At 39.0% G+C, this 22,025-nt stretch carries 16 protein-coding genes; 6 read left to right on the top strand and 10 right to left on the bottom strand.

Features of this window, described 5'->3' with window-relative positions; all coding sequences use genetic code 11:
• Position 1: 1 nt before the first annotated feature.
• Together ALPR1_RS15775 and ALPR1_RS15770 are read left to right on the top strand one after the other, a co-directional pair.
• A complete protein-coding gene (locus tag ALPR1_RS15775; RefSeq protein WP_008202179.1) occupies positions 2–3,406 on the top strand; it encodes an efflux RND transporter permease subunit in 3,405 nt (1,134 codons plus the stop codon).
• Positions 3,407–3,541: 135 nt separating this feature from the next.
• Positions 3,542–4,054 (top strand): UpxY family transcription antiterminator, encoded by a 513-nt coding sequence (locus tag ALPR1_RS15770; RefSeq protein WP_008202177.1) that lies wholly within the window; start codon positions 3,542–3,544, stop codon positions 4,052–4,054.
• Positions 4,055–4,063: 9 nt separating this feature from the next.
• Here ALPR1_RS15770 and ALPR1_RS20425 read toward each other — a convergent pair whose 3' ends face one another.
• The 8 genes from ALPR1_RS20425 to ALPR1_RS20840 all read right to left on the bottom strand — a co-directional run bounded on the left by ALPR1_RS20425 (position 4,064) and on the right by ALPR1_RS20840 (position 14,304).
• Positions 4,064–5,776: a toll/interleukin-1 receptor domain-containing protein gene (locus tag ALPR1_RS20425; RefSeq protein ID WP_008202175.1), complete on the bottom strand. Its 1,713-nt coding sequence runs from the start codon at positions 5,774–5,776 to the stop codon at positions 4,064–4,066.
• Between the two features lie 160 nt (positions 5,777–5,936).
• On the bottom strand, positions 5,937–6,638 hold the full coding sequence (locus ALPR1_RS15760) for a hypothetical protein (RefSeq protein ID WP_008202174.1): 702 nt from the start codon (positions 6,636–6,638) through the stop codon (positions 5,937–5,939).
• 133 nt (positions 6,639–6,771) lie between these two features.
• Positions 6,772–6,960, bottom strand: coding sequence for an exodeoxyribonuclease VII small subunit (gene xseB / locus ALPR1_RS15755; RefSeq protein WP_008202173.1), 189 nt, complete (start codon positions 6,958–6,960; stop codon positions 6,772–6,774).
• The gene (gene xseA / locus ALPR1_RS15750; RefSeq protein ID WP_008202172.1) at positions 6,957–8,267 is read right to left on the bottom strand and encodes an exodeoxyribonuclease VII large subunit; all 1,311 of its coding nucleotides are present in this window, start codon (positions 8,265–8,267) and stop codon (positions 6,957–6,959) included. Before xseA ends, xseB begins: the two co-directional genes overlap by 4 nt.
• A 5-nt stretch (positions 8,268–8,272) precedes the next feature.
• Positions 8,273–9,136, bottom strand: coding sequence for a 4-hydroxy-tetrahydrodipicolinate synthase (gene dapA / locus ALPR1_RS15745; RefSeq protein ID WP_008202171.1), 864 nt, complete (start codon positions 9,134–9,136; stop codon positions 8,273–8,275).
• Positions 9,137–9,210: 74 nt separating this feature from the next.
• Positions 9,211–11,661: an NAD-dependent DNA ligase LigA gene (ligA, locus tag ALPR1_RS15740; protein ID WP_040302925.1), complete on the bottom strand. Its 2,451-nt coding sequence runs from the start codon at positions 11,659–11,661 to the stop codon at positions 9,211–9,213.
• Positions 11,662–12,187: 526 nt separating this feature from the next.
• Positions 12,188–13,726: a sulfatase gene (locus ALPR1_RS15730; protein WP_008202169.1), complete on the bottom strand. Its 1,539-nt coding sequence runs from the start codon at positions 13,724–13,726 to the stop codon at positions 12,188–12,190.
• A gap of 422 nt (positions 13,727–14,148) precedes the next feature.
• On the bottom strand, positions 14,149–14,304 hold the full coding sequence (locus tag ALPR1_RS20840; protein ID WP_008202167.1) for a DNA ligase, NAD-dependent: 156 nt from the start codon (positions 14,302–14,304) through the stop codon (positions 14,149–14,151).
• A 184-nt stretch (positions 14,305–14,488) separates the two neighbouring features.
• Here ALPR1_RS20840 and ALPR1_RS15725 point away from each other — a divergent pair, with 184 nt between their 5' ends.
• Positions 14,489–15,121, top strand: a complete 633-nt coding sequence (locus ALPR1_RS15725; RefSeq protein ID WP_008202165.1) for a TetR/AcrR family transcriptional regulator — start codon at positions 14,489–14,491, stop codon at positions 15,119–15,121.
• Positions 15,122–15,203: 82 nt separating this feature from the next.
• Positions 15,204–17,264 (top strand): methionine--tRNA ligase, encoded by a 2,061-nt coding sequence (gene metG, locus ALPR1_RS15720; protein ID WP_008202164.1) that lies wholly within the window; start codon positions 15,204–15,206, stop codon positions 17,262–17,264.
• 211 nt (positions 17,265–17,475) lie between these two features.
• On the opposite strand, the gene ALPR1_RS15715 is transcribed toward metG, so the two are convergent.
• Positions 17,476–18,381, bottom strand: coding sequence for a YitT family protein (locus ALPR1_RS15715; RefSeq protein ID WP_008202163.1), 906 nt, complete (start codon positions 18,379–18,381; stop codon positions 17,476–17,478).
• A gap of 299 nt (positions 18,382–18,680) precedes the next feature.
• On the opposite strand from ALPR1_RS15715, the gene ALPR1_RS15710 reads away from it, so the two are divergent.
• Complete coding sequence (locus ALPR1_RS15710) at positions 18,681–20,108, top strand: circularly permuted type 2 ATP-grasp protein (protein WP_008202162.1); 1,428 nt, start codon at positions 18,681–18,683, stop codon at positions 20,106–20,108.
• Between the two features lie 6 nt (positions 20,109–20,114).
• Positions 20,115–21,101 (top strand): alpha-E domain-containing protein, encoded by a 987-nt coding sequence (locus tag ALPR1_RS15705; protein WP_008202161.1) that lies wholly within the window; start codon positions 20,115–20,117, stop codon positions 21,099–21,101.
• Positions 21,102–21,113: 12 nt separating this feature from the next.
• Here ALPR1_RS15705 and ALPR1_RS15700 read toward each other — a convergent pair whose 3' ends face one another.
• Complete coding sequence (locus tag ALPR1_RS15700) at positions 21,114–21,878, bottom strand: DUF6503 family protein (RefSeq protein ID WP_008202160.1); 765 nt, start codon at positions 21,876–21,878, stop codon at positions 21,114–21,116.
• Between the last annotated feature and the right edge of the window lie 147 nt (positions 21,879–22,025).

Raw genomic sequence — 22,025 nt, 5'->3', positions numbered from 1 at the left:
GATGGCAGAAAATCAAAAACCACAAAAAACTCGTGAATTTGGATTGTCTAGCCTGAGTGTGGACAATTCCACTTCGGTGGTCATTCTTACATTAATTATTACTGTTCTGGGGCTAAGTGCATATAGAAATATGCCGAAGGAAAGTTTCCCGGAAATTGTAATTCCTACGGTTTATGTAGGAACTCCTTACCCTGGAAACTCTCCAGTGGATATGGAGAATCTGATTACCCGTCCGATAGAGAAGGAGTTGAAATCACTGAATGATATCAAGGATATTAATTCTACCTCTGTTCAGGATTTCTCATCGATTGTGATTGAGTTTAATCCTGGAGTGGAGATTTCCAAAGCTATTCAGGATGTAAAAGATGCCGTGGATAAATCCAAAAGTGAACTTCCAACAGACCTGGATCAAGATCCCAATGTCCTGGAAGTGAATACTTCTGATTTCCCAATCATGAACGTGAATATTTCTGGAAATTACTCGGAAGCCGAACTGAAGAAGTTTGGAGAGTATCTGGAAGATGAGATTGAGAAATTACCGGAAATCTCCAAAGCTGATTTAGCAGGAACTGTGGAGCGCGAGATTCAGATCAATGCAGACCCTTACAAGATGGAGTCTGTGGGAGTAAGTTTTAATGATATTGCGCAAGCAGTGCAAACGGAAAACGTCACCATTTCCGGAGGAAATATCCGTACGGGTGATTATCAGCGTACCCTTCGTGTAGATGGGGAGTTTGATGATCCTATGGACTTGCAAAATGTGATTGTCAAGACAGATAATCAAAAGATTGTATACCTACGGGATGTTGCTGAAGTCAAAGACACTTATAAGGAAAGAACAAGTTATGCCCGAAGCAAAAACCTTCCGGTAGTTACCATCAACGTGGTGAAACGAAGTGGAGAGAATTTGCTTTACGCTGCGGATAAGATCAAAGAGATTATTGAGACTACAAAGGCCAATAGATTTCCTCCAGATTTGGAAATAACTATAACCAATGATCAGTCTAAGCAAACCAGACTTCAAGTATCTGACCTTGAAAACTCCATTATTTTCGGAGTTATTCTGGTGGTTTTGGTACTGATGTTTTTCCTTGGTTTTAGGAATGCATTGTTTGTAGGGATTGCGATTCCACTTTCCATGTTTATTTCTTTCTTGGTGCTAAATGCATTTGGGATCACCTTAAACTTAATGGTGCTATTCTCTTTGATTTTGGCTCTGGGAATGCTGGTGGATAATGGAATCGTGGTAGTAGAAAACATCTATCGATTGATGTCTGAAGGGAAAGATGCTGTGCAGGCAGCAAAAGAGGGTGTTGGAGAAGTGGCATGGCCAATCATTACATCCACCGCCACCACACTTGCAGCATTCTTACCATTGGCATTTTGGAAAGACATCGTGGGCGAATTCATGAAGTTCCTTCCAATCACTTTGATTATTGTACTTTCCTCTTCCTTGTTTGTGGCCTTGGTGATTAACCCGGTGTTGACAGCACTTTATATGAAAGTAGAGGATGTGACAAAGGATAAACCAAAGCAGAAATCGATCATTGTGGCTGGAGTATTATTAGTTCTTTCTACGATCTTTTATTTGTTAGGTGTCACTGCGATAGGGACATTATTATTGGTAGGATGTTTTCTTACGTTATTTAATGTCTTTTTACTTCGTAAAGCCATTCGTTGGTTCCAGACAGTACTCTTGGTGAAGCTTGAGAACTTTTATGAATCCATGTTGGAGTTCGCCCTCAATGGAAAGAAACCCTACCTATTCCTAGGAGGAACAGTTCTATTGTTATTTTTCTCATTGGTACTATTAGGAATTAGAGCTCCGAAAGTGCTATTCTTTCCAGACAATCAGCCTCAGTTGATCAATGTCTTTATTGAGTTCCCTATTGGAACTGACATCGAGGCGACAAATGAGTTTGTGGACGGAATGGAAGATGAGTTGATGGTGGCACTGGATGATTATACCGATATTTTGGAGTCTGTGATTAGCCAGGTAGGTGAAGGAACTGGAGATCCTTTGGAAGGTCCAAGTAACCAACCTACACCTCATAAGGCGAAAATTACCATTGGTTTTGTGGATTATATTGATCGTCAAGGAATCAACACCAATGATGCCATGGAGGCAATTCGTGAATTGGTTGAAAAATATCCAGGGGTATTGATCACCGTCGATAAGCAACGAAATGGTCCGCCAACAGGTAAGGCAGTCAACATTGAGTTTGTAGGAGAAGATTACGATCAGTTGATCGCTTATGTAAATAAAACGAGGGAGTATTTGACTAACCTTAATATTCCTGGTATTGAAGAATTGAAGTCTGATTTATCTCTTGGTAGCCCAGAAGTGATTTTGAATATCGATCGTGAAAAAGCCAGAAGATTTGGGCTTTCTACTTCTGAAATTGCCAATGACTTAAGAACGGCATTATTTGGTCTGGAAGTATCTAAATACAAAGAAGGAGAGGATGATTATCCAATCCAGCTTAGGTTGAAGGAAGGTTTCAGGTATGATATCAATACTTTGGTCAATAAGAAAATCGGGTTTAGAGATAAGTTTGGAACTAAGCGTGAAGTGCCGATTTCAGCGGTAGCTCAGATTAAATACGGTTCTACTTATGGATCTGTAAAAAGAAAAGATCTGGATAAAGCGATAACTGTTTACTCCAATGTTTTGGATGGCTATAACCCTACTGAAGTCAATGCGCAAATTCAGGCGGCCCTTCAGAATTACAGTGTTCCAGATGGAATCTCTATGAAATATACGGGTGAGCAAGAGGAGCAACAGAAATCAATGGACTTCTTGCTGGGAGCATTGGGAATCGCTGTTTCTTTGATTTTCCTGATCATCGTAGCACAGTTTAATTCTGTGACTACACCATTTATCATCATGGCATCAGTCGTATTAAGTACCATTGGGGTGTTCTTAGGATTGGTGATTTTCAATATGGACTTCGTTGTGATTATGACGGGTATCGGTATTATTTCCCTGGCTGGTGTCGTGGTAAATAATGCCATTGTATTGATTGACTATACCAATTTGGTGAGAGAGCGTAAGCGAGAAGAGTTGGGGATGGGTCCAAAAGATCATTTACCATTTAATCTGATGATCTCTAGTATTGTAGAGTCAGGAAAAACCAGGTTAAGACCGGTATTGCTGACAGCAATCACTACAGTCTTAGGATTAATTCCACTTGCGATTGGTATGAATATTAATTTCGGTACGCTTTTGAGTGATTTTGATCCACAGTTTTATGTAGGAGGGGATAACGCAGCATTTTGGGGTCCAATGGCCTGGACAGTTATTTTCGGGTTAACCTTTGCGACCTTCCTCACGTTAGTAATTGTACCAGTCATGTATCTCTTGGCCGATAAGTTAAATATGCGCCTAAAGAGAATTAAAGCATGATTGTTTTAAGGTTGGTGGTTTTTTTAATAAAACCTCCGGGGTTCTATCCCGGGGGTTTTTTGATTTTTAAGCCCACTTGGTTCGACCTTTGCTGCTAAAAAATGTTAATTTTGAATACCCAAATAGATTACAAGAATGAATGAGTTGAAGTGGTTTGTCATGTATACTGCCTCTCGATCAGAGAAAAAGGTAGCAAAGAGATTAAGAGAAAATGGCAAGGAAGTTTATTTGCCAATTATTGAAGAAATCAGACAATGGTCAGACCGGAAGAAGAAGGTAGAAAAACCACTTTTTAATGGATATGTTTTTGTGAAAACAACCCGCAACCAATTATGGGAATGCCTTCAAGTGCCCGGGGCGGTGAAGTTTGTTCATTTCTCCGGACAGCATGCAACAGTACGAGATGAGGAGCTTGAGACCATTGAAAGGATCATTTCTACCGGTGTAGCGGTGGAGTCAGATGGAAGTGTCATCGAGGCTGGAGAAAAGGTAGAAGTGATTGGCGGCGCTCTCCAACATATGACTGGGGAGGTAATAGAGAAAGGAAATAAAGACTATTTCTTAATTCGAATTCCTAGTATCTATCAAAATATGCTCGTAAGCATCCCTAGAAAATTCTTGCAGTCTCTGGGTAAGGTTAGCCAATAGAAGACATCGTTAATTATTGTCAATTACCACCTGCGCAGGTGCCTGAAATGCTGCAGCAGGTTTTCTTTTAGTTTTAATAGAGTCCTTAATTTCTGCAGCGGAATAGATTTTAGTATTTCCCTTGAGGTACCTCACTGTGTCAGAAATTGGAATGAAATCTACAATGGTTGAATCACTGTACAACGAATCTAAAGATGCAGGATTTACCAAGAAAACTTTTGCTTTGAAACTGCCTTGACCTGCTGAATTATTGCCAATTGGTTTGATAGAAATAAGGACGTTTTCATTTTCTATTGTAATTGGGAGATTTGGTGCCTCTATTACTGGGGGAGGAATCATTTCGGAAGGCTTTTCGGACACCATATCCCCGCTAGAGACGGGACTGCTTTGATTGTTGAAATTAGGAAGGATAAATATGCCTGCGATAATCACAAAAGCGATCGAGGCTGCATAAGGCATCAGTTTTCTTAAAACAGATTTTGGTTTAGGGTCTGATGTATTTCCTGGAGAAGTAGCTTCTCTCTCGATAGGTTCCGCTGAAGGAGCAGGCATAGGAGGGGGAGCAGGACTTCTTTTCCTAGGGTTTGGCGCTAAAGATTCTACTTTTTGGACTTCATTGACATCCATCTCGTCGGAAAGAGTAGGATATATTTTGCCTTTTTCATCCCCTTTGGCTAAGCTACTTTGGGCTACCTCAAAGTTAGGGAGAGATTCAGGTACAAATGCTTCAGTTTTGACATTTCTCTCTAAGACAATGTCTTTTTTCCTTTCTCCAAATCCTTCAATAATTTGAAGTAAGGTTACCCTTAATACCAAAGTGAAGGTTCCTTCTTTCTTGGCTCGAACATCAAAAAGCCATTCTGTGTAATCATCTTCGAAAATAAATTGCTCGGTAGAAGAGAGGGGGTCGATTTCAAAATTTCCATCCCCTTTTCCTTCTTCTAGATTTACCTGCATCACTTTTCCAAGACGTATTTCTTCTATGACTTCAGAGTCTTTTGGTAAATTAAGGCCCTCTTTCAATAGAATTTCATCCCAAGCTAAACGTACAATACAACGTGTCCATGCTTCGATCTGCATCATATCGGGGATATGATAAAGTACTTTGCCGTATTTATTTGTTTTAGGGCTAGGAGTGGGGCTAGGGGTTTGATTATCCTCCGTTCTATCTAAAAGTTGGTCTAATAAAGGGGAGTAGTTTTTAGCTTTCATCTCCTCCAAAGAGAGGGTGTTCATATCCCGAAAGATATTGGCTAATTGTGCGATAGCGCCTCGAATGTCAGTGTAGAGATCAATGTCGTCTCTTATTCCTTGCGTATCGGCAAAGCTATCCAAGTCTTTTAGTGCCTTATTGAGCTCATCGATTTGATCCTCCCAATACCTTAAATAGGAAATTATGCCAATGGGTTTGTAGATGTTTGCATCTCCCAATACAATAGGGAAAACCCGGGAATGGATGTTTCCCTTTTTCTGAACTTCCAATAGCTCAAACATGCAATTGGGTGACTTGAGGTATTTATCACTGATGACAAGAAGGACAGAATTTCCTGTTCCAATTTTCCTCATAAAGTCTTTTATGAGGCCTTTAAAACCAAGGTTTCTTTTGTCTCTTACGAGAGGTAGTCCTTTTTCTGTTATCAGTTGGTCCAGTTCATTGGCAACTTCTTCACTTAAGCCTCCCCAGGCATAAGAGATAAATATTGATTTTGGATCAAAGGCCATAAAAAATCAGCTAGTATAAAAGTACAGTCTGAAGTTAAGTTTTATTCACATAAACTTCAAATAGTCAGTTGCTTTGGGATTCGCTAGCATTAGGCCTAGCCACTTCCATAGATCAATGGGAGTTTTTAGAAATAAAAAAGGAGCTAAAAGCTCCTTTCTACTAATCCAATTTTGGATAAATATATCTTCGATAAACAATCTGGACCTGACCTAGATGGTCTCCAAATCTGTTGAATCCTACATTTCCGTCCATATTGTCAGTAAAGGATAGCATCAAAGTACCCTCGGCAGCGATATCGGCATAAGCCCCTAATTGAAAACTTAGACCTGCTCTAAATGGCACATAGGCTGTCGTAAGCGTTTCTCTCTGAGGTATTTCATTTTCCTCAAAAGATTTCGTTTGCTCGGTGCTTGTATACATCACACCGAAACCAAAGCCTCCATAAAAATTGGCAAAACTACGGTTCATATGATTGGCAAAAGGAATAAGGTTGACGCTAGGCATTACGTCAAAAAACAAAGCAGTGCCTTTCGCTGTAAATGAGGAATTGTAAAGTTTCCAATGATCAATCACTCTTTGGCTTGGATCTCCTCCGCTTTCAATCCACTGGATTCCACCTGTTGCACGCACATCAAACAAAGGGGATAACCTTTTGGTTATTGCGGCTGAGATGGAAGGCTTAAACTTAAAATTAAAATCACGGTACTGTCCTCCATTATCCATGTATGCGAATGCGGGCCCTATTCCAAAGGATATAATATGATCTCTTGAGATTTTTTCTTTGTAGAAATTTTGCCCGTTTGCAATGCTCGCAAATAGCAGTGTCAAAGAAAAAAGTGATATGGAAAGTAATCTATGCATAGGAAGATTCCTGATAAGTGAAGTAATGGGTTCAGGATTTATTGCAAATTTTACAACAAATATGCCAATCCTTTATCAGGATTTATATCTCTAACCTTAAATTTCTAATATTATTGCTTTTTTATTTAGGAAATCAAGCTTCTTCAAATGCTTTTTGAATATCCTCTTCCGTAGTTTTAAGCTTTGTTTTACATAGTTTAACGAGCTCTGAGGCCTCTTTTACAAGTTCCGAGAGTTCATCCACACTTTTTTTACCTTCCTCTAGCTGGATTAAAATTTCCTCCAGTCGAGTCATTGCTTCCGTATAGTTTTTTTCTGTCATTCTTCCTCAATTTGTGTAATCGTACTGTTGATTTTTTCCGCTAAGGTATGGGTCGTCATTTCATCCCCAACTTTCGCTTTGGTAAGATGAATAGGCGTTCCTGATATTTCGGTTCTGGTATAACCTTTGGCTAAGATCGATTTGGGATCAAGTTGCTTTAACCAGTGGGATTTGTTTTCCAGCTTCTCGGTTTCCTTTGTTAAGATTCTGGTTGTATTCTGACGAATGCCTTTCTCTAAATTTTCCAGCTTCAATTGCTGCAACTCCAACATGTTTTTAGAGGAAGTATTGATTCTCAAAAGCCAAGAGTTCAGCTTATCATGTTCTTGGATTAAACGATTTCGGGAATAGGATTGAAGGCGCTGGCTAAATTGTTGAATTATGGTACTTTGCTCATGAATCTTAAGCTTAGTTGCTCGCTCCATTCTTCTGCTTGCCAAGGTCAATCTTTCCTCAAACTCTCGGAATCCCGAAAGTAAGAATTCTGCTACAGCAGTAGGTGTTTTTAGCTTTGTATGAGCAACCATATCCGCAATGGTGTCATCTCTTTCATGCCCAATGCCTGTAAATACGGGAAGGCTGCATTTGGCAATTTTTACCGCCAACTCATATTCATCAAAGCAGTCTAAATCCAATTGAGCTCCGCCACCCCTGATAATGACTATTGATTCTAGTCCCAGTAAATCTTTAGATTTTTCGGCCGAATCAATAGCTTGAATTAAATTTTTAACTGCGTCATTTCCCTGCATCAGTGAGGGGAATAACTTATGGTAAATTTTATACCCTCCGGAGTTTGATTCAATCTGATTGATAAAATCTCCATAACCAGCCGCCGTGGCACTGCTGATGATTCCAATTTTTTGGATGACCCCTGGAATTGGGAGTTGGCTATTGAGCTGAAGCATTCCTTCACGCGTCAACCGATCAATGGTTTCTTGACGGACACGGGCTCTTTCCCCTAGAGAAAAAGATGGATCAATGTCCTTGACGTTTACGCTAAGTCCATAAAGAGGATGAAAATTGATTGCGACCTGGGCCAATACTTTCATTCCATTTTTAAGACTGGTGCCTGTGGAGGATTCAAAGCGAGTAGCAACATTCCGGTATGTGAATTGCCAGAGATTTGCTCTGATTTTTGCCTGAATTTTATTGCCGTTTTTCTCGACCAACTCAAAATAGGCATGGCCCTGAGGTGATAATCTAAAGTCAGATAACTCGCCAATGACCCAATAAACCGGATCTAATTCACTGTCTAGGACTTGTTGAATTAATTGGTTTAGTTCCGAAATGGATCGAGCATTATGCATTCAGGTTATTTAGATTTTTGGTGCAAAGCTTTTATTTGACGGTTGAGTTCTAAACTGGCTCTCAACATCGGCAATCTTAATTGATCTCCACAGATGTCCATATGCATTAAAAGGTTTTTAATCCCAACAGGGTTTCCTTCTTCAAACATCAGAGAGTTATAGTCCAACAAGGATAAAGCTGCTTTTAGGCTTTCCTTTTCAGTGCCATGGCAAATTGCCTTAAAAGTAGAAGGTAGGGCATTGGCAAGAACTGAAATGATGCCACATCCACCGATACTATACATTGCTTTGGTCATCAGATCATCGCCTGATATCAACATAAAGTCTTTTGGTTTTTTGGCTGCTATCTGCATGCATTGTTCCAAGTTACCGCTGGCTTCTTTCATGCCAATGATATTGGGATGGTCCGCCAACCTTACCGTGGTTGCTGCAGTCATATTAGACATGGTTCTGCCCGGAACATTGTATAAAATTACCGGTACGGGAGAATTGTCAGCTATGGCCGTATAGTGCGCTATTATCCCTGCTTGGCTTGGCTTATTATAAAAAGGACTTACGGAAAGAATCGCCGAAATTCCTGTAAAATCTGTTTTGGTTAGGTCATTTAAAACTCCCTGAGTATTATTTCCTCCAATCCCATATACCACAGGTACTCTTCCATTGTTGTATTCCAAACAAGCTTTCAATACCTGTTTCTTCTCTGCAGGTGCTAGCGTGGCACTTTCGCCGGTAGTTCCTAAAACTACCAGATAATCTACACCACCATCGATGACAAAGTCAATTAGTTTTTTGAGACCTTCGAAATCAATAGAACAGTCATCATGAAATGGGGTGACTAATGCTACGCCGGTGCCTTTTAATTGGATCATAATTTTGTAACTAGGTTTGGGACCTTAAAGATAAGGGGCTTCATTGAATTGCACTCAGGTGTTTTCTAAATTTGTTATTCTTCGAGCATTTTTAGGAAATCTTCTTCTGAAATTAATGGAATTCCCAGCTTTTGAGCTTTCTCTTTTTTACTTGGACCCATATCTTCTCCTTCAATGATAAAGTCTAACTTTTTAGAGACGGATGAAACATATTGACCTCCATGAGATTTGATGAAATCCACAATCTCATCTCTTTTGAACTGGTTTAGCTTACCTGAGGCTAAAATTTTCTTTCCTTCCAATGCATTTCCCAAGGATACAGTTTCAATTTGCTCCGCATCAAATTGAAGCCCTGATTTTTTCAATCTTGAAATAATGTCGAGATTTTCCTGTCGGGAGAAAAATTCATGAATACTTTGTACCAGGGTTTCACCCACGCCATTGATTTCTAAAAGTTCTTCTGTACTTGCTTCATTTAATTTGTCTATTGATCCAAAATGCTGAGCTAATAAGGCAGCAGTGTTTTCTCCAATATTTCTAACTCCTAATGCAAAAAGGACTTTTTCAAAAGGTTGCTTTTTGGAAGCAGCAATACCTTCCATCATATTGCTTATGACTCCTTCCTGAAAGGTGTTTGCCTTTAGCTTTTTGATTCGCTCTCTCAATTCTTGACTTAATTCAAGGTCTAAGTCCAAAAGAATTCTATGGACTGTTCCATGTCTTTTGGAGGCCTCTAAAATCGCTTCAAATTGAATGCGCCTTCCCAAGAATATTTCCAAGACTACAGCAACTGGAACATAGTCTTCCAATTTCGGTAAATCATGGGATTTTAGATTTCCAATGAGATAGTCCACCATGCCGGTATTGGCAGGAACTTTCTTTTTCCACTTCCTTATTTGTTCCTGAAATGCTTTGAGCTTTTCGAATAAAGGGAGTTCGGTATTTGCGGCTAGCCAGTCACTGATTTGCTTGAAAGAAATCTGCTCTGTCAATGCAAATAATGCTTTCTCAAGCTTGACAAAGAGCAGCCCCGTTCCTTCTAATTCGTATTGATCTTGGGACATTTCAAGCCCCAAAAGATCACTTTGTTTGGACTCTAAATCATAGATGTCTGCCGGGTTTTGTATAAATCCCTGATCGATTAATGCTCGGATTCTCTCTGTTCCTAGAGAGTCAATATCCATCGCTCTTTTATGAACAAAATGCTCAATTCTACCCAAAACTTGTGGAGGACAGTTGCTGGCATTTGGGCAAAAGTGCTTGGCTTCTCCCTCTTTCCTTTCCAGGGGAGTTCCACACTCAGGACATTCGCTGATATATTCTATTGGTTTAGAATCGGGTTTTCTCTGCTCTAAGGATACTCCCGTGATTTTCGGGATAATTTCTCCACCTTTTTCTACAAAAACCACATCGCCTGTATGAAGTCCCAATCGCTCAATTTCATTGGCATTGTGAAGAGAAGCTCGCTTTACGGTTGTTCCCGCAAGACTCACAGGAGCCAAATTAGCAACAGGTGTGATTGCACCTGTTCTGCCAACTTGATAGGTGACAGAGAGAAGTTCTGTTTCCGAACTCTCAGCTTTGTATTTATAGGCAATTGCCCAGCGAGGATTTTTGGCGGTAAAGCCTAATTCCTCCCGTTGTTCGTAATCGTTGATTTTTAAGACTACACCATCAGTATCCAGAGGAAGTGTAAAACGCTTCTCTCTCCAATCCTCAATATAGGTCAATACATCTTCGATGGTGTTGGTTTTTCTATAAGTTGGAGAAACATTGAAACCCCAGGATTCTATCAAAGAAATAGCCTCATCATGGGCGTTGACTCCGATATCTTCTCCCAATAACTGATAGAAATAACAATTAAGCCTGCGCTTAGCTACTACAGAACTATCCTGCATTTTCAAGGTTCCTGAAGCAGCATTTCTGGGGTTGGCCATGAGGGCTTCGCCATTTTCATTCCGCTCGGCATTGATTTTTTCAAACTCTCTATGCGGTAAAAAGATCTCTCCCCGAACCTCAAATCTCTCCGGGATTTTATCTCCTTTTACATAAAGAGGAATGTTTCTAATGGTCCGAACATTAGCTGTCACATCATCTCCTCTGGTACCATCCCCTCTGGTGACTGCTCTTACTAATTTCCCATTTTCATATACCAAACTGATCGCAACACCATCAAATTTCATTTCGCAGAAATACTCATAGGGATTTCCGCCAAGGCCTTTCTGTACTCTTTCATCAAAAGCGATTAATTCCTCTTTTGAATAGGTGTTTCCAAGGGATAGCATCTTATAAGCATGAACTACCGTTTCAAATTCCTTGGTGATGGTGCCTCCCACACGCTGACTGGGGCTGTCTGGCTGTAAAAGGTCTGGGAATTCGGTTTCCAATTGAACCAGTTCTTCTAGCAATTTATCAAACTCAAAATCCGAAATAACCGCCTGATCCTCCATGTAATACAATTGGTTATGGTGGTCAATTTCTTTGCTGAGTTGGGCGATTCTTTGGGCAGCTTCCTGGTGGTTCATGGTCAATTAGTGAAAATCTGGGCTTGTAAAAATAGGATTTGGTTTGGGAAGGAGCAATTGAATTTTAGGCTTTCATGTTTAGTTGAATTTTTTTAGTCACAAAGTGACGTAAAGAAATAAGCTAAGAGTTCTGGATGATATTTAAAGAAACATCAATTATTAAAATGCTTCATCCTTCACATTCATATTCATCTGGTCTATATCCTTTTCAAGTTATTTCCAGATACTTTTTCTTAAACTCCCACCAGAGTAGAGTTTTGATTTGAAGTCTTTGGTGATTACTCTCATCGAGGTAGACCTTTTGTAGGAGGTTTCGAAAATAATCTGTTGTATGTTTTCGACTTTGTATTTATCGTTTACCCATGGCCACAAGTGATTTTTGATCACTAAATGGTTTTTGTCCAGATAAAAATAATGAAGTTGGTAACCAAAGAATTCAAAGGTCATAGCTGAACTCAAAAGAACTATTCAATACCTTGAAAAAAAATGTTAAGAATGATAATTGAAGGAATTTAAGTTAACTATTCTAAAGTTTATCGTATGCTGCCTTAGGCCACAATACTGGCTCTTGAGAGGGTAAGTGCTTAGGTAAAATAGTAATCTTTTTTTCTGCCATATTTTGATTTAAAGCGTTTATCATTTCTTTGGCTTTTTCAGGTTGCGAAGCAAAAAGATTCTTTTGCTCACCAACATCTTCTTTAAGATTATACAACTCAAAAATTTCTTCTTCGAAAAAGTAAATCAACTTCCAATCACCCTTTATAAAGGAGGCCGAAGGTTTTACACCTCCATTAGAAAAGTCATTGCCGTTATATGTTACCCCGTCAAAACGATAGGGCATAAAAAAGAACATTGAACGGTCTTTAAATGCTTTTTGGGGTTCTTCTTTTTCTAAAACAGGCAACCAACTCATTCCATCAATTGCGTAATCATCAGGTATTTTTGTGTGCGTTGCTTCCAAAACTGTTGTATAAATATCTTCTATAACAAGAGGGGCATCAGAAACGGTTTGTTTTTTCACTTTTCCTGGCCAGCGTACGACACAAGGAACGCGAATACCTCCCTCATAATTTGAGGCTTTACCACTTCGTAAGGGGTAATTAAATTCAAAGTCGCCATATAGCGATTTCTTACCTCTAAACAGCACACGCCCACCATTGTCCGAATAAAAAATCAATAAGGTATTATTAGCAATCCCCCAATCGTCAAGAGCTTTTATGACTTCTCCCAAACTGTTATCAACGCCCTCTATCATCGTTGCATAGGCGGCTTCTGCTTCTGGTTCTCCTTCAGTCAAAGTATAATTTTCTCGATATGGTTTTTGCTCTTGTATCGGTGTGTGCACAGCGTGGTGACTGAGGTATAAAAAGAAAGGCTGCCCTTTGTCAACAGCCACTTTTGAAGCTTTTAGGGCTTCGATGGTTAGCGCTTCGGTAAGGTGGATTTCTTTCCCAAAATAGCTCTCTAGACCCGGCATAGGCTGTGTTTCTGTGTTTTTTCGTTGGAAACTGTCTATACCGTAATAACTTTTTGGTGCACCAAACCCCGTACCTGCTATATTCACATCAAAACCAGCCGCCTCTGGAGTGGGACTTTTGTCTTCAGGACAAAGATCACAAGCGTGGTATTTCCCCGATATAATGGTGCGGTAGCCTTGTTTTTTTAACATTGCAGGAAGCATATTTTCAGGCTTCTCAATGACTTTCCCCGGAGGAAACCAAAGGGTTTTACGGACGTTGTATTGTTCAATAATATCCCCTTTGACTTGATGACGCATAAAATTTTGTCCTGTGAGTAATGAAACCCTTGAGGGTACACAAATCGCATTAGAACGTGCGTGGGTAAACATTTTTCCTTGAGATGCTAATTTTTCTAAATTAGGAGTTTGATAACGTTGATTATACAGAGTCGATTGCCCATCCATCGGCAAAGATGTATCGTTCCAACCCAAATCGTCGACCAAAAACACAATGACATTTGGGGGTTGCACAGTTTCTTTTTTACAACTTGCAAATGCGATTAAGCACCATATTAGAGTAACTGTTTTATTAGTAAAAATTTTCATTGTGCTTATGTACGGATTAATAAAGGCTATTTCTACCTTTTAAATTTTTCTTATTTCGTTACAATATCAAAATCAGCCTATTTCCAGGTTCGACCAATAAATGCAACAGGTAGTTTTTTTTCTCCTTCATGAACAAAGTCATATTTATATCCCTTTATTTCACTTTTCTCCAAAATATACGGCATATGTTAATCCCCATCATAGCTCACTATATAAAATCTCTTTGCGGATAACGAAAAACCACTGTGAGGATCTTCTGAGTCTTATATCCAAAACCTAAATAATGGGGTTGTGTCAATAGACAAATCCCGAATGACTTATTTCAGGGCATTCCATATTTTCTTTTTCAGGGGGCTTCGTATTATTTCCTGAATTCGAAAAAGGTTTTCATTAGTCAGAATCTACCAATTACCTGTAATCAATTAAAGAGTCGGTTTTAATAGGTTTAGATCATTCCGCGATTGATTAAACTCAAAATCCGAAATAACCGCCTGATCTTCCATGTAATACAATTGGTTAGGGTGGTCGATTTCTTTGCTGAGTTGGGCGATTCTTTGGGCAGCTTCCTGGTGGTTCATAGTCAATTAGTGAAAATCTGGGCTTGTAAAAATAGGATTTGGTTTGGGAAGGAGCAATGAGTGACATTTTTTTTAGCCATAAACTGTCAGGTAGGTATTATTAGAGGGGAAAGTATAATGGGTACAATAGGTTTTAATTGTATATCAATTCATTATTTTAAATCTTTGTTTTTTAATAAATCCAATGAGCAAAAAACACAGTATAGAAGGAAAGATATTGGATACTGCCTACAAACTTTTTTTGAAGAACGGCTACAGGCAAACCACCATGGATGAAATTTCTTTAGAGCTCGGAATGAGTAAAAAGACTCTGTATAAATATTATCCAGGGAAATTAGAATTGTTGGAGTCCTCATTTGATGTTTTGAAAACAAAAATGACGGCAAAAATTGAGGCGATTTTAGATAATAAGTACATTTCTTTCCCTTTGAAACTCCAATCTGCTTTGACTGTGGTAGCGAACTATCTGGCTCCAATCAACCCAGATCTATTCGAGGATTTGAGAGAATATGCTCCGGAAGTTTGGGAGGACTTGTGCACATATATCAATAATTCCGCATACTTGAGATTTCATAAATTGATCCAGCAAGGTATGGATCAAGGTTTAGTCAATCCACGGTTGAATATCAATTTGATCGTTATGTTATATGCGTCAGCAGTTCAATCGCTTTTAGACCCTAAGTTTATCTCCCAGTTTCCAAAAACATTTCAAGAGGGAATGAAGCTGTCACCCTCTGAAATTTATGATCAAGCCGTATCGGTGATTTATAATGGAATACTGACAGAAGAAGCAAGGAATGAATTTGTCGAAGGCTAATACCTCCCTCGATTGATTTTCTTATCTTTGCGGCCAGAAATAATCTTCTTATTCACCCAACATATTGAATCTTCCTCAGCAAATGAGTCAAAATAATTTTAAAAGATATACCATTACCTCCGCTTTACCTTATGCCAATGGGCCTTTGCACATTGGGCATTTGGCAGGGTGTTATGTTCCATCTGATATCTATGTAAGGTATTTAAGGTCTTTAGGGAAAGATGTGCTTTATGTATGTGGTTCGGATGAGCATGGTGTAGCGATCACGATCAAAGCAAAAAAAGAGGGTAAAACCCCTCAACAAGTGGTAGACCAATACCATGAGATCATGAAGGGGAGTTTTCAGGAATTTGGAATCAGCTTTGATCACTATTCCCGAACCTCAGCGAAAATCCATCATGAAACTGCACAAGGGTTTTTTAAGGATCTTTACGATAAAGGAGAGTTTTTAGAACAAAGTACTGAGCAGTATTTCGATGAGGAAGCTGGACAGTTTTTAGCAGATCGATACATAGAGGGAACATGCCCGAAATGTGGGAATGAAAATGCTTATGGCGATCAGTGTGAAAAATGCGGTTCTTCATTAAGTCCAACAGATCTTATTAAGCCAAAGTCAAAATTGAGTGGTAGAACTCCTGTACTTAAAGAGACCAAACATTGGTTTTTGGATCTTGCGAGATACCAAAGTTTCCTGAAAAAATGGATCATCGAAGATCATGCTGATGATTGGAAAAACAATGTGCTTGGACAATGTCGATCTTGGTTAGAAGCTGGTGACGGCTTGCAGGCCAGATCTATGACCCGAGATTTAGACTGGGGAATCAAAGTGCCCCTAAACGACGCCGAAGGTAAAGTGCTCTATGTTTGGTTTGATGCACCAATCGGTTACATCTCATCTACCAAAGAGTGGGCTGCTGAAAACGGAAAAGATTGGGAGCCTTACTGGAAAGATGAGGATACCAAACTGGTTCATTTTATCGGGAAAGATAATATCGTTTTCCACTGTATTATTTTCCCAGCAATTCTAAAAACTCATGGAGGTTATGTTTTGCCGGATAATGTTCCTGCCAATGAGTTTTTGAATCTGGAAGGAGAGAAGATTTCCACCTCCAGAAACTGGGCGGTTTGGTTGCATGAGTATTTAGAAGAATTTCCAGGGAAGCAAGATGTGCTTCGCTATGTGTTGACGGCAAATGCTCCTGAAACGAAGGACAATGATTTTACCTGGAAGGATTTTCAGGGAAGGAATAATTCAGAGCTGGTTGCGATTTATGGAAACTTCGTGAATCGTGCCGTTGTGCTGACCAAGAAATACTTCAACGATGTTATACCTGAGAGAGGAGAATTGACGGGTTATGATGAAGAGGTATTGGAGGCCTTAGCAGGATTCCCTGAAAAAATAGCTTCTTCTATTGAGCGATATAGATTTAGAGAAGCCTTAGGAATTGTGATGGATCTAGCCAGATTGGGAAATAAATATTTGGCTGATACCGAGCCTTGGAAGGTGATCAAAACCGATGAGGCTAGAACCGGAACCATATTAAATATCGCATTAAACATTGCCGCAAATCTGGCAATTGTGTCTGAGCCTTTCCTTCCTTTTACGGCGAATAAGCTGAAGGAATTGTTTGGAATGGATGAGTTTAAGTGGGAAGAATCAGGTCAGCCTGAATTGGTGAAAGCAGGAACAGTTTTAGGAGAAATGGGATTGCTTTTTGAAAAAATTGAAGATAAAGTAGTTGAAAAACAAGTGCAAAAATTAATGGACGCGAAGAAAGAAAACGAAGCAGCAAACGCTCCTGTGCCAGCGATGAAAGATATTATCACCTATGATGATTTTGCTAAATTAGACATGCGGGTGGTAACGGTATTGGAAGCGGAGAAAATGCCGAAATCCAAGAAGTTGATCAAAATGAAAGTGGATACTGGGCTAGGACATAGAACAGTATTGAGTGGTGTAGCTGAGCATTTTGAGCCTGAGTTCCTGATTGGAAAGCAAGTGACCATGTTGATCAATTTAGCACCAAGAAAAATGATGGGAATTGATTCAGAAGGCATGATCTTGATGGCGGAAGATAAAGACGGAAAGTTAAAGCTAATTCAGCCTCATGAGGGAACTGCCAGTGGTTCCACTATTTCGTAAGAAAGACTATCAGGCTGAGTTTCCCGTATAATTATCCGGATCCAAGCCTTTGTTCAGTATCTAGTACAAAGTATTTAGTATTAAATATCAAGAGCTAGGAAAGGTTAAGAATCAAGAATATAGATTCAAGAATTAAGAGCCAAGGGAATTATTCTCTTGGCTCTTTTTGGTTTTAAGTCTTGATTCTTTTTTCTAGCATCTTGACTCCAAATCAATGCAAAGGTCTTTTCTTGATCATCCCACCTTTGGTGTCTTTGATTGGGTATTGTATGACAAAGGCTTTGGGGTCTATTTTTTCTATTTCAGTAAGAAGACGAGTGACTTCCAGTCGAGTGATCACGCAAAAGAGAACTTTCCTTTCGGGAAATAGATTGGCTTTCTCACCATATCCTCCATCAGATTTTAGAGCCGTAACCCCTCTTCCCAGTCCATGTGAGATCATGGATTTAATCTCTTCAGTTTGTGGTGACATAATCATCACGCCAAGGTATTCTTCCACACCATTGATCAGGAAATCTACCGTTTTCGAAGCTGAAAAATAGGTCAGCATAGAATACATGGCTGTTTCTATATTGACGAAAATGGCAGCGACGATAAAAAGGAAAATGTTGAAAACAGTGATAAAGTCACCCACTGTCAAGCTTGATTTTCTACTCACCGATATGGCTAATACCTCCGTTCCGTCTATCACAGCTCCACCTCGAATGGAAAACCCTATGCCACTTCCTAAAAAGAAGCCTCCAAAGACAGCGATTAAAAGTTTGTCGGCAGTGATTGCTGGAACTTCAATGTAGTGAACCAAAAGTGCCAATCCGAAAATGGCCAAACTCGACTTTACGGCAAAGCTGATAGAAAACTGTTGTGCGCCTAAAAGGATAAATGGAATATTGACCAGGACAATCAAGATGGAAAGGTTGACCGGAGTCAGGATTTCTAACAAGAGAGACATTCCCATTGCCCCGCCGTCAAAGAAGCCATTGGGAAGGAGGAAACCTTTTAGACCAATGCTGGCCATGCAAATACCTATGATAATAAATAAGATGTCCTTCCATGTATTCCAAGAAGTGAACCTAGCTAGGAAGTTTTGTTCTGGAAGTGAAGAATGTGGTTGAATCATGCCGTAAAATACACTATTTAACTGATGGGATAAATTTGTTATTAAAGAATTAAAATGAATTCATGAACTTACCAGACATCGATTTATATTGATAAATATTTAAGTCAAATTTGTAAAGTTCAAAACAAATGTTTGATTGTTTTAGTTGTCGTTTGTTTTAATGATTTAATCTATTTTTTGAAAAAAAGATGGTAAAAACCTAAAATCAGTAAAAATTTCACCGTGAATTATAAGAAATTTTGAAATTTATCTATTTTGAGCTATATTATTTGACCTCTAATTTTAAAGGCTAACGATACATGAATACAGAAGGATATAATGCAGGAGAGCATTACGACGAAATGTTTACACCTGATGGGGAAGTGAGATCACACTACGATGGGTTTTCTAATTTTTTAAAAAAAGCCTCTTCAAAGAAGATGAATCACCTTCAATCTTCAGCCAATAAAACACAATTGGCCATGGGGATGACATTCAATGTCTACCATGACAATCAAGGCATGGAGAAGATTCTTCATTTGGATATTATACCTAGGATCATTTCCAACCAAGAATGGAAAAAATTAGAGGCAGGTTTAAAACAAAGAATTTATGCGCTCAACCTGTTTTTACAGGATATCTACAATGAGCAAAAAATATTAAAAGATGGGGTAGTCCCATCGGAATTGATTTTAAAAAGTAAGGACTATTTAGAGCCTTGTATAGGTTTGACACCACCCAAAGGAATATGGTGCCACATTACAGGGACAGATCTTGTACGGGATAAAAATGGAGAGTTTTACATTTTGGAGGATAATCTAAGGTGCCCCTCTGGAGTTTCCTATATGCTTGAAAGTCGTGAAATCATTAAACGAGTATATCCTGAGCTGTTCAATCAAAAAGGGGTAATGCCTGTTTCCGATTACCCCATGAAGCTCTTGAAAATGCTTCAAAATTTAAGTGGGAAAGCTAAACCGGTAGTTGGTGTTTTGACACCAGGAATATACAATTCAGCCTATTTCGAGCATTCATATCTGGCCCTTCAAATGGGAGTGGAATTAGTGAATGGAGTGGATTTGATTGTGGAGGACAAAAAAGTCTACATGCAAACCACCAAAGGTCTACAGCAAATTGATGTGATCTACAGAAGGATCGATGATTCATTTTTAGATCCTTTGACATTTAATCCAAAATCAATGCTAGGCGTACCTGGAATTTTTGATGCTTACAAAGCTGGGAATATTGGTCTTGCCAATGCTCCGGGAACAGGTGTGGCGGATGACAAAGCAGTCTATGCTTACGTGCCAAGGATCATCAAATATTATTTGGATGAAGAGCCTATATTAAACAATGTTCCCACTTACTTATGTAGGGAAGAAAAGGATAGGAAATTTGTCTTGGAGAACATTGAAAATCTGGTGGTCAAAGAAACAAACGCAGCTGGAGGGTACGGAATGTTGATAGGTCCAAAGGCGACGAAAGAAGAACATGAGACCTTCAGAGGATTAATTAAAGACAATCCGACTAATTACATTGCACAGCCCACATTGTCACTTTCCACAGTTCCAACTTTGACTGATGAAGGAGTTTCTGGAAGGCATGTGGATTTGAGACCATATATTCTCTATGGAGAAGAAATTGAAGTAATTCCAGGAGCTTTGACAAGGGTAGCACTTAAAAAAGGCTCACTGGTAGTGAACAGTTCACAAGGCGGGGGTAGTAAGGATACTTGGGTTTTATATAACTAAAAAAAAATGCTTAGTAGAGTAGCAAATCATATTTATTGGCTAGGGAGATACCTAGAGCGAGCAGAGAATTATGCGCGTTTTATTGATGTGAATTTTAATTTGATGCAGGACCTGCCTATTGGTCTTAAAGAACAATGGCAACCATTAATTGCTGCAACAGGGGATCTCAAATTGTACATGGAAACCCATGAGACCTTTTCTCGAGAGCAAGTACTATACTTTTTGGCTTTTGATGCGAAGAATCCCAATTCCATGGTCAATACCATTTACCATTCCAGAGAAAATGCCAGGATTATTCGTGAGAGCCTTAGCAAGGAAACTTGGGAAGAAGTAAATGAACTTTATTACATGATCAAACATGGGGCGGAGAAAAAGCTTTGGAAGAGAGAAGACCCACGAGACTTTTTTGAGAAAATAAAAAATCAGATTCTTCTGATATATGGCATTGCAGACAATACCGTTGCAAGAGCAGAGGGATGGTTTTTTAGACAATTAGGACAATTTCTCGAAAGGGCTGACCAGACTTCCAGAATTTTAGATGTGAAATACCACATTCTATTACCCTCTCCAAGTGAGGTTGGTACGCCTTTGGATTTCTTGCATTGGATGGCCTTGTTAAAGTCTGTGACAGGGTTTAACTCCTACCGTAGAATTTATGGAAATATTGACCCTTCCGGGGTAGTGGAATTTTTGGTGCTCAATAAGTACTTTCCACGCTCGATTTATTATTGCCTAAAAGAATCAGAAAGATGTCTTTTGAGTATTTCAGGGAATTCTTCTGGTGGGTTTCAAAACTCTGCTGAAAAGGCTATGGGTGAATTAAGATCAAAATTGGAGTATTGTGAGGTAACTGATATTATTAATACTGGCCTTCATGAATATCTGGATAATCTTCAGATCAAAATCAATAACATTTCTAATTTGGTCGATGAGAATTTTTTCAGAACGAAGGATAATTTCACCCATCAAAAGCAGGAGCAAAAGCAGGGATAACCCTATAGAGGCCTAATCAGCATAAACTCCGTTTTCAGGTTTTTCGAAGATGGAATCCTCAAAGGGTTCGTCAAGAATCAATACGTCTGCAAAACTCACTTGATACTTCATGTTTTTAGTAGAGTCATTCTCATAAACATATCCTGTGAGAGTCCTAGGGAATACCAATCCATCAGCATCTCTATAATCAGCGTATTTAAGGGCATTTAAAGTCTGTGAATTCTCATCAAAATAGGTGACTGAGTATAATAGATATTCCAGTCTTCCTGTTTCTGGATGAAGTAAAAGGTAGAATTGATCATTCGAACTTTCACCCACCCCTTGGTTCATTGTAGCATGTAGGGTTTTATAAGAAGTGCCATTTACAGTTTTGTTTTCCACAGGAAGAACTCTGACTCCCGGATCTGTCAATACATAAGGAATGGCATAAAAATAGAAGTATAGGTTATGATAAAAGTCTACTGATCTTCCTCCAAATGCTTCTCTTCTTGGGCTCACCCAAGTTCCCGTATCATCTTTACCAATACTGAAAGTAGATTCATCTAATCTGATTTTTCTTGATTCCAGATTGACAAAATAGTTTTCCTGAGTCAAGGTGGTTTCATGAATCATGGAAAAACTCATGGCCTTTGCATTGATCCATTTTTCCCAATCCCCATGGGCATTCAGTAATTTCTCAAATTCTGGATTTAGCTGAAGAGTTTCCTTGCTATTTTCTGAGCATGATAAAAGCAACATAAAACAGCACGCGAATCCTAAAAAGAGGAGGTTTTTCATTTTTGGGTGATTATTGGTTTTCTGGATTTTGAATGTAGTTGAATTTGATGGAAAAATAAATATTTAGACTGATTCTAAACTTTTTTGAAAAAATACTTTGGAATTAGTCTAAATAACAATTGAGATTATTAAATTTGGTGCTTCATC

The organism is Algoriphagus machipongonensis, assembly GCF_000166275.1.
In the GTDB taxonomy this organism is placed as follows: domain Bacteria; phylum Bacteroidota; class Bacteroidia; order Cytophagales; family Cyclobacteriaceae; genus Algoriphagus; species Algoriphagus machipongonensis.
This window is presented reverse-complemented; position numbering and strand designations above follow the sequence as displayed.

Excerpts from the sequence above, each read along its gene's own strand:
- ligA (WP_040302925.1), bottom strand. The coding sequence starts at position 11,661 with ATGAACCACCAGGAAGCTGCCCAAAGAATCGCCCAACTCAGCAAAGAA.
- ALPR1_RS15715 (WP_008202163.1), bottom strand. The coding sequence starts at position 18,381 with ATGATTCAACCACATTCTTCACTTCCAGAACAAAACTTCCTAGCTAGG.
- dapA (WP_008202171.1), bottom strand. The coding sequence starts at position 9,136 with ATGATCCAATTAAAAGGCACCGGCGTAGCATTAGTCACCCCATTTCAT.
- ALPR1_RS15770 (WP_008202177.1), top strand. The coding sequence starts at position 3,542 with ATGAATGAGTTGAAGTGGTTTGTCATGTATACTGCCTCTCGATCAGAG.
- metG (WP_008202164.1), top strand. The coding sequence starts at position 15,204 with ATGAGTCAAAATAATTTTAAAAGATATACCATTACCTCCGCTTTACCT.
- ALPR1_RS20840 (WP_008202167.1), bottom strand. The coding sequence starts at position 14,304 with ATGAACCACCAGGAAGCTGCCCAAAGAATCGCCCAACTCAGCAAAGAA.
- ALPR1_RS15725 (WP_008202165.1), top strand. The coding sequence starts at position 14,489 with ATGAGCAAAAAACACAGTATAGAAGGAAAGATATTGGATACTGCCTAC.
- ALPR1_RS15760 (WP_008202174.1), bottom strand. The coding sequence starts at position 6,638 with ATGCATAGATTACTTTCCATATCACTTTTTTCTTTGACACTGCTATTT.
- xseA (WP_008202172.1), bottom strand. The coding sequence starts at position 8,267 with ATGCATAATGCTCGATCCATTTCGGAACTAAACCAATTAATTCAACAA.
- ALPR1_RS15700 (WP_008202160.1), bottom strand. The coding sequence starts at position 21,878 with ATGAAAAACCTCCTCTTTTTAGGATTCGCGTGCTGTTTTATGTTGCTT.
- ALPR1_RS15775 (WP_008202179.1), top strand. The coding sequence starts at position 2 with ATGGCAGAAAATCAAAAACCACAAAAAACTCGTGAATTTGGATTGTCT.
- ALPR1_RS15730 (WP_008202169.1), bottom strand. The coding sequence starts at position 13,726 with ATGAAAATTTTTACTAATAAAACAGTTACTCTAATATGGTGCTTAATC.
- ALPR1_RS15705 (WP_008202161.1), top strand. The coding sequence starts at position 20,115 with ATGCTTAGTAGAGTAGCAAATCATATTTATTGGCTAGGGAGATACCTA.
- ALPR1_RS20425 (WP_008202175.1), bottom strand. The coding sequence starts at position 5,776 with ATGGCCTTTGATCCAAAATCAATATTTATCTCTTATGCCTGGGGAGGC.
- ALPR1_RS15710 (WP_008202162.1), top strand. The coding sequence starts at position 18,681 with ATGAATACAGAAGGATATAATGCAGGAGAGCATTACGACGAAATGTTT.
- xseB (WP_008202173.1), bottom strand. The coding sequence starts at position 6,960 with ATGACAGAAAAAAACTATACGGAAGCAATGACTCGACTGGAGGAAATT.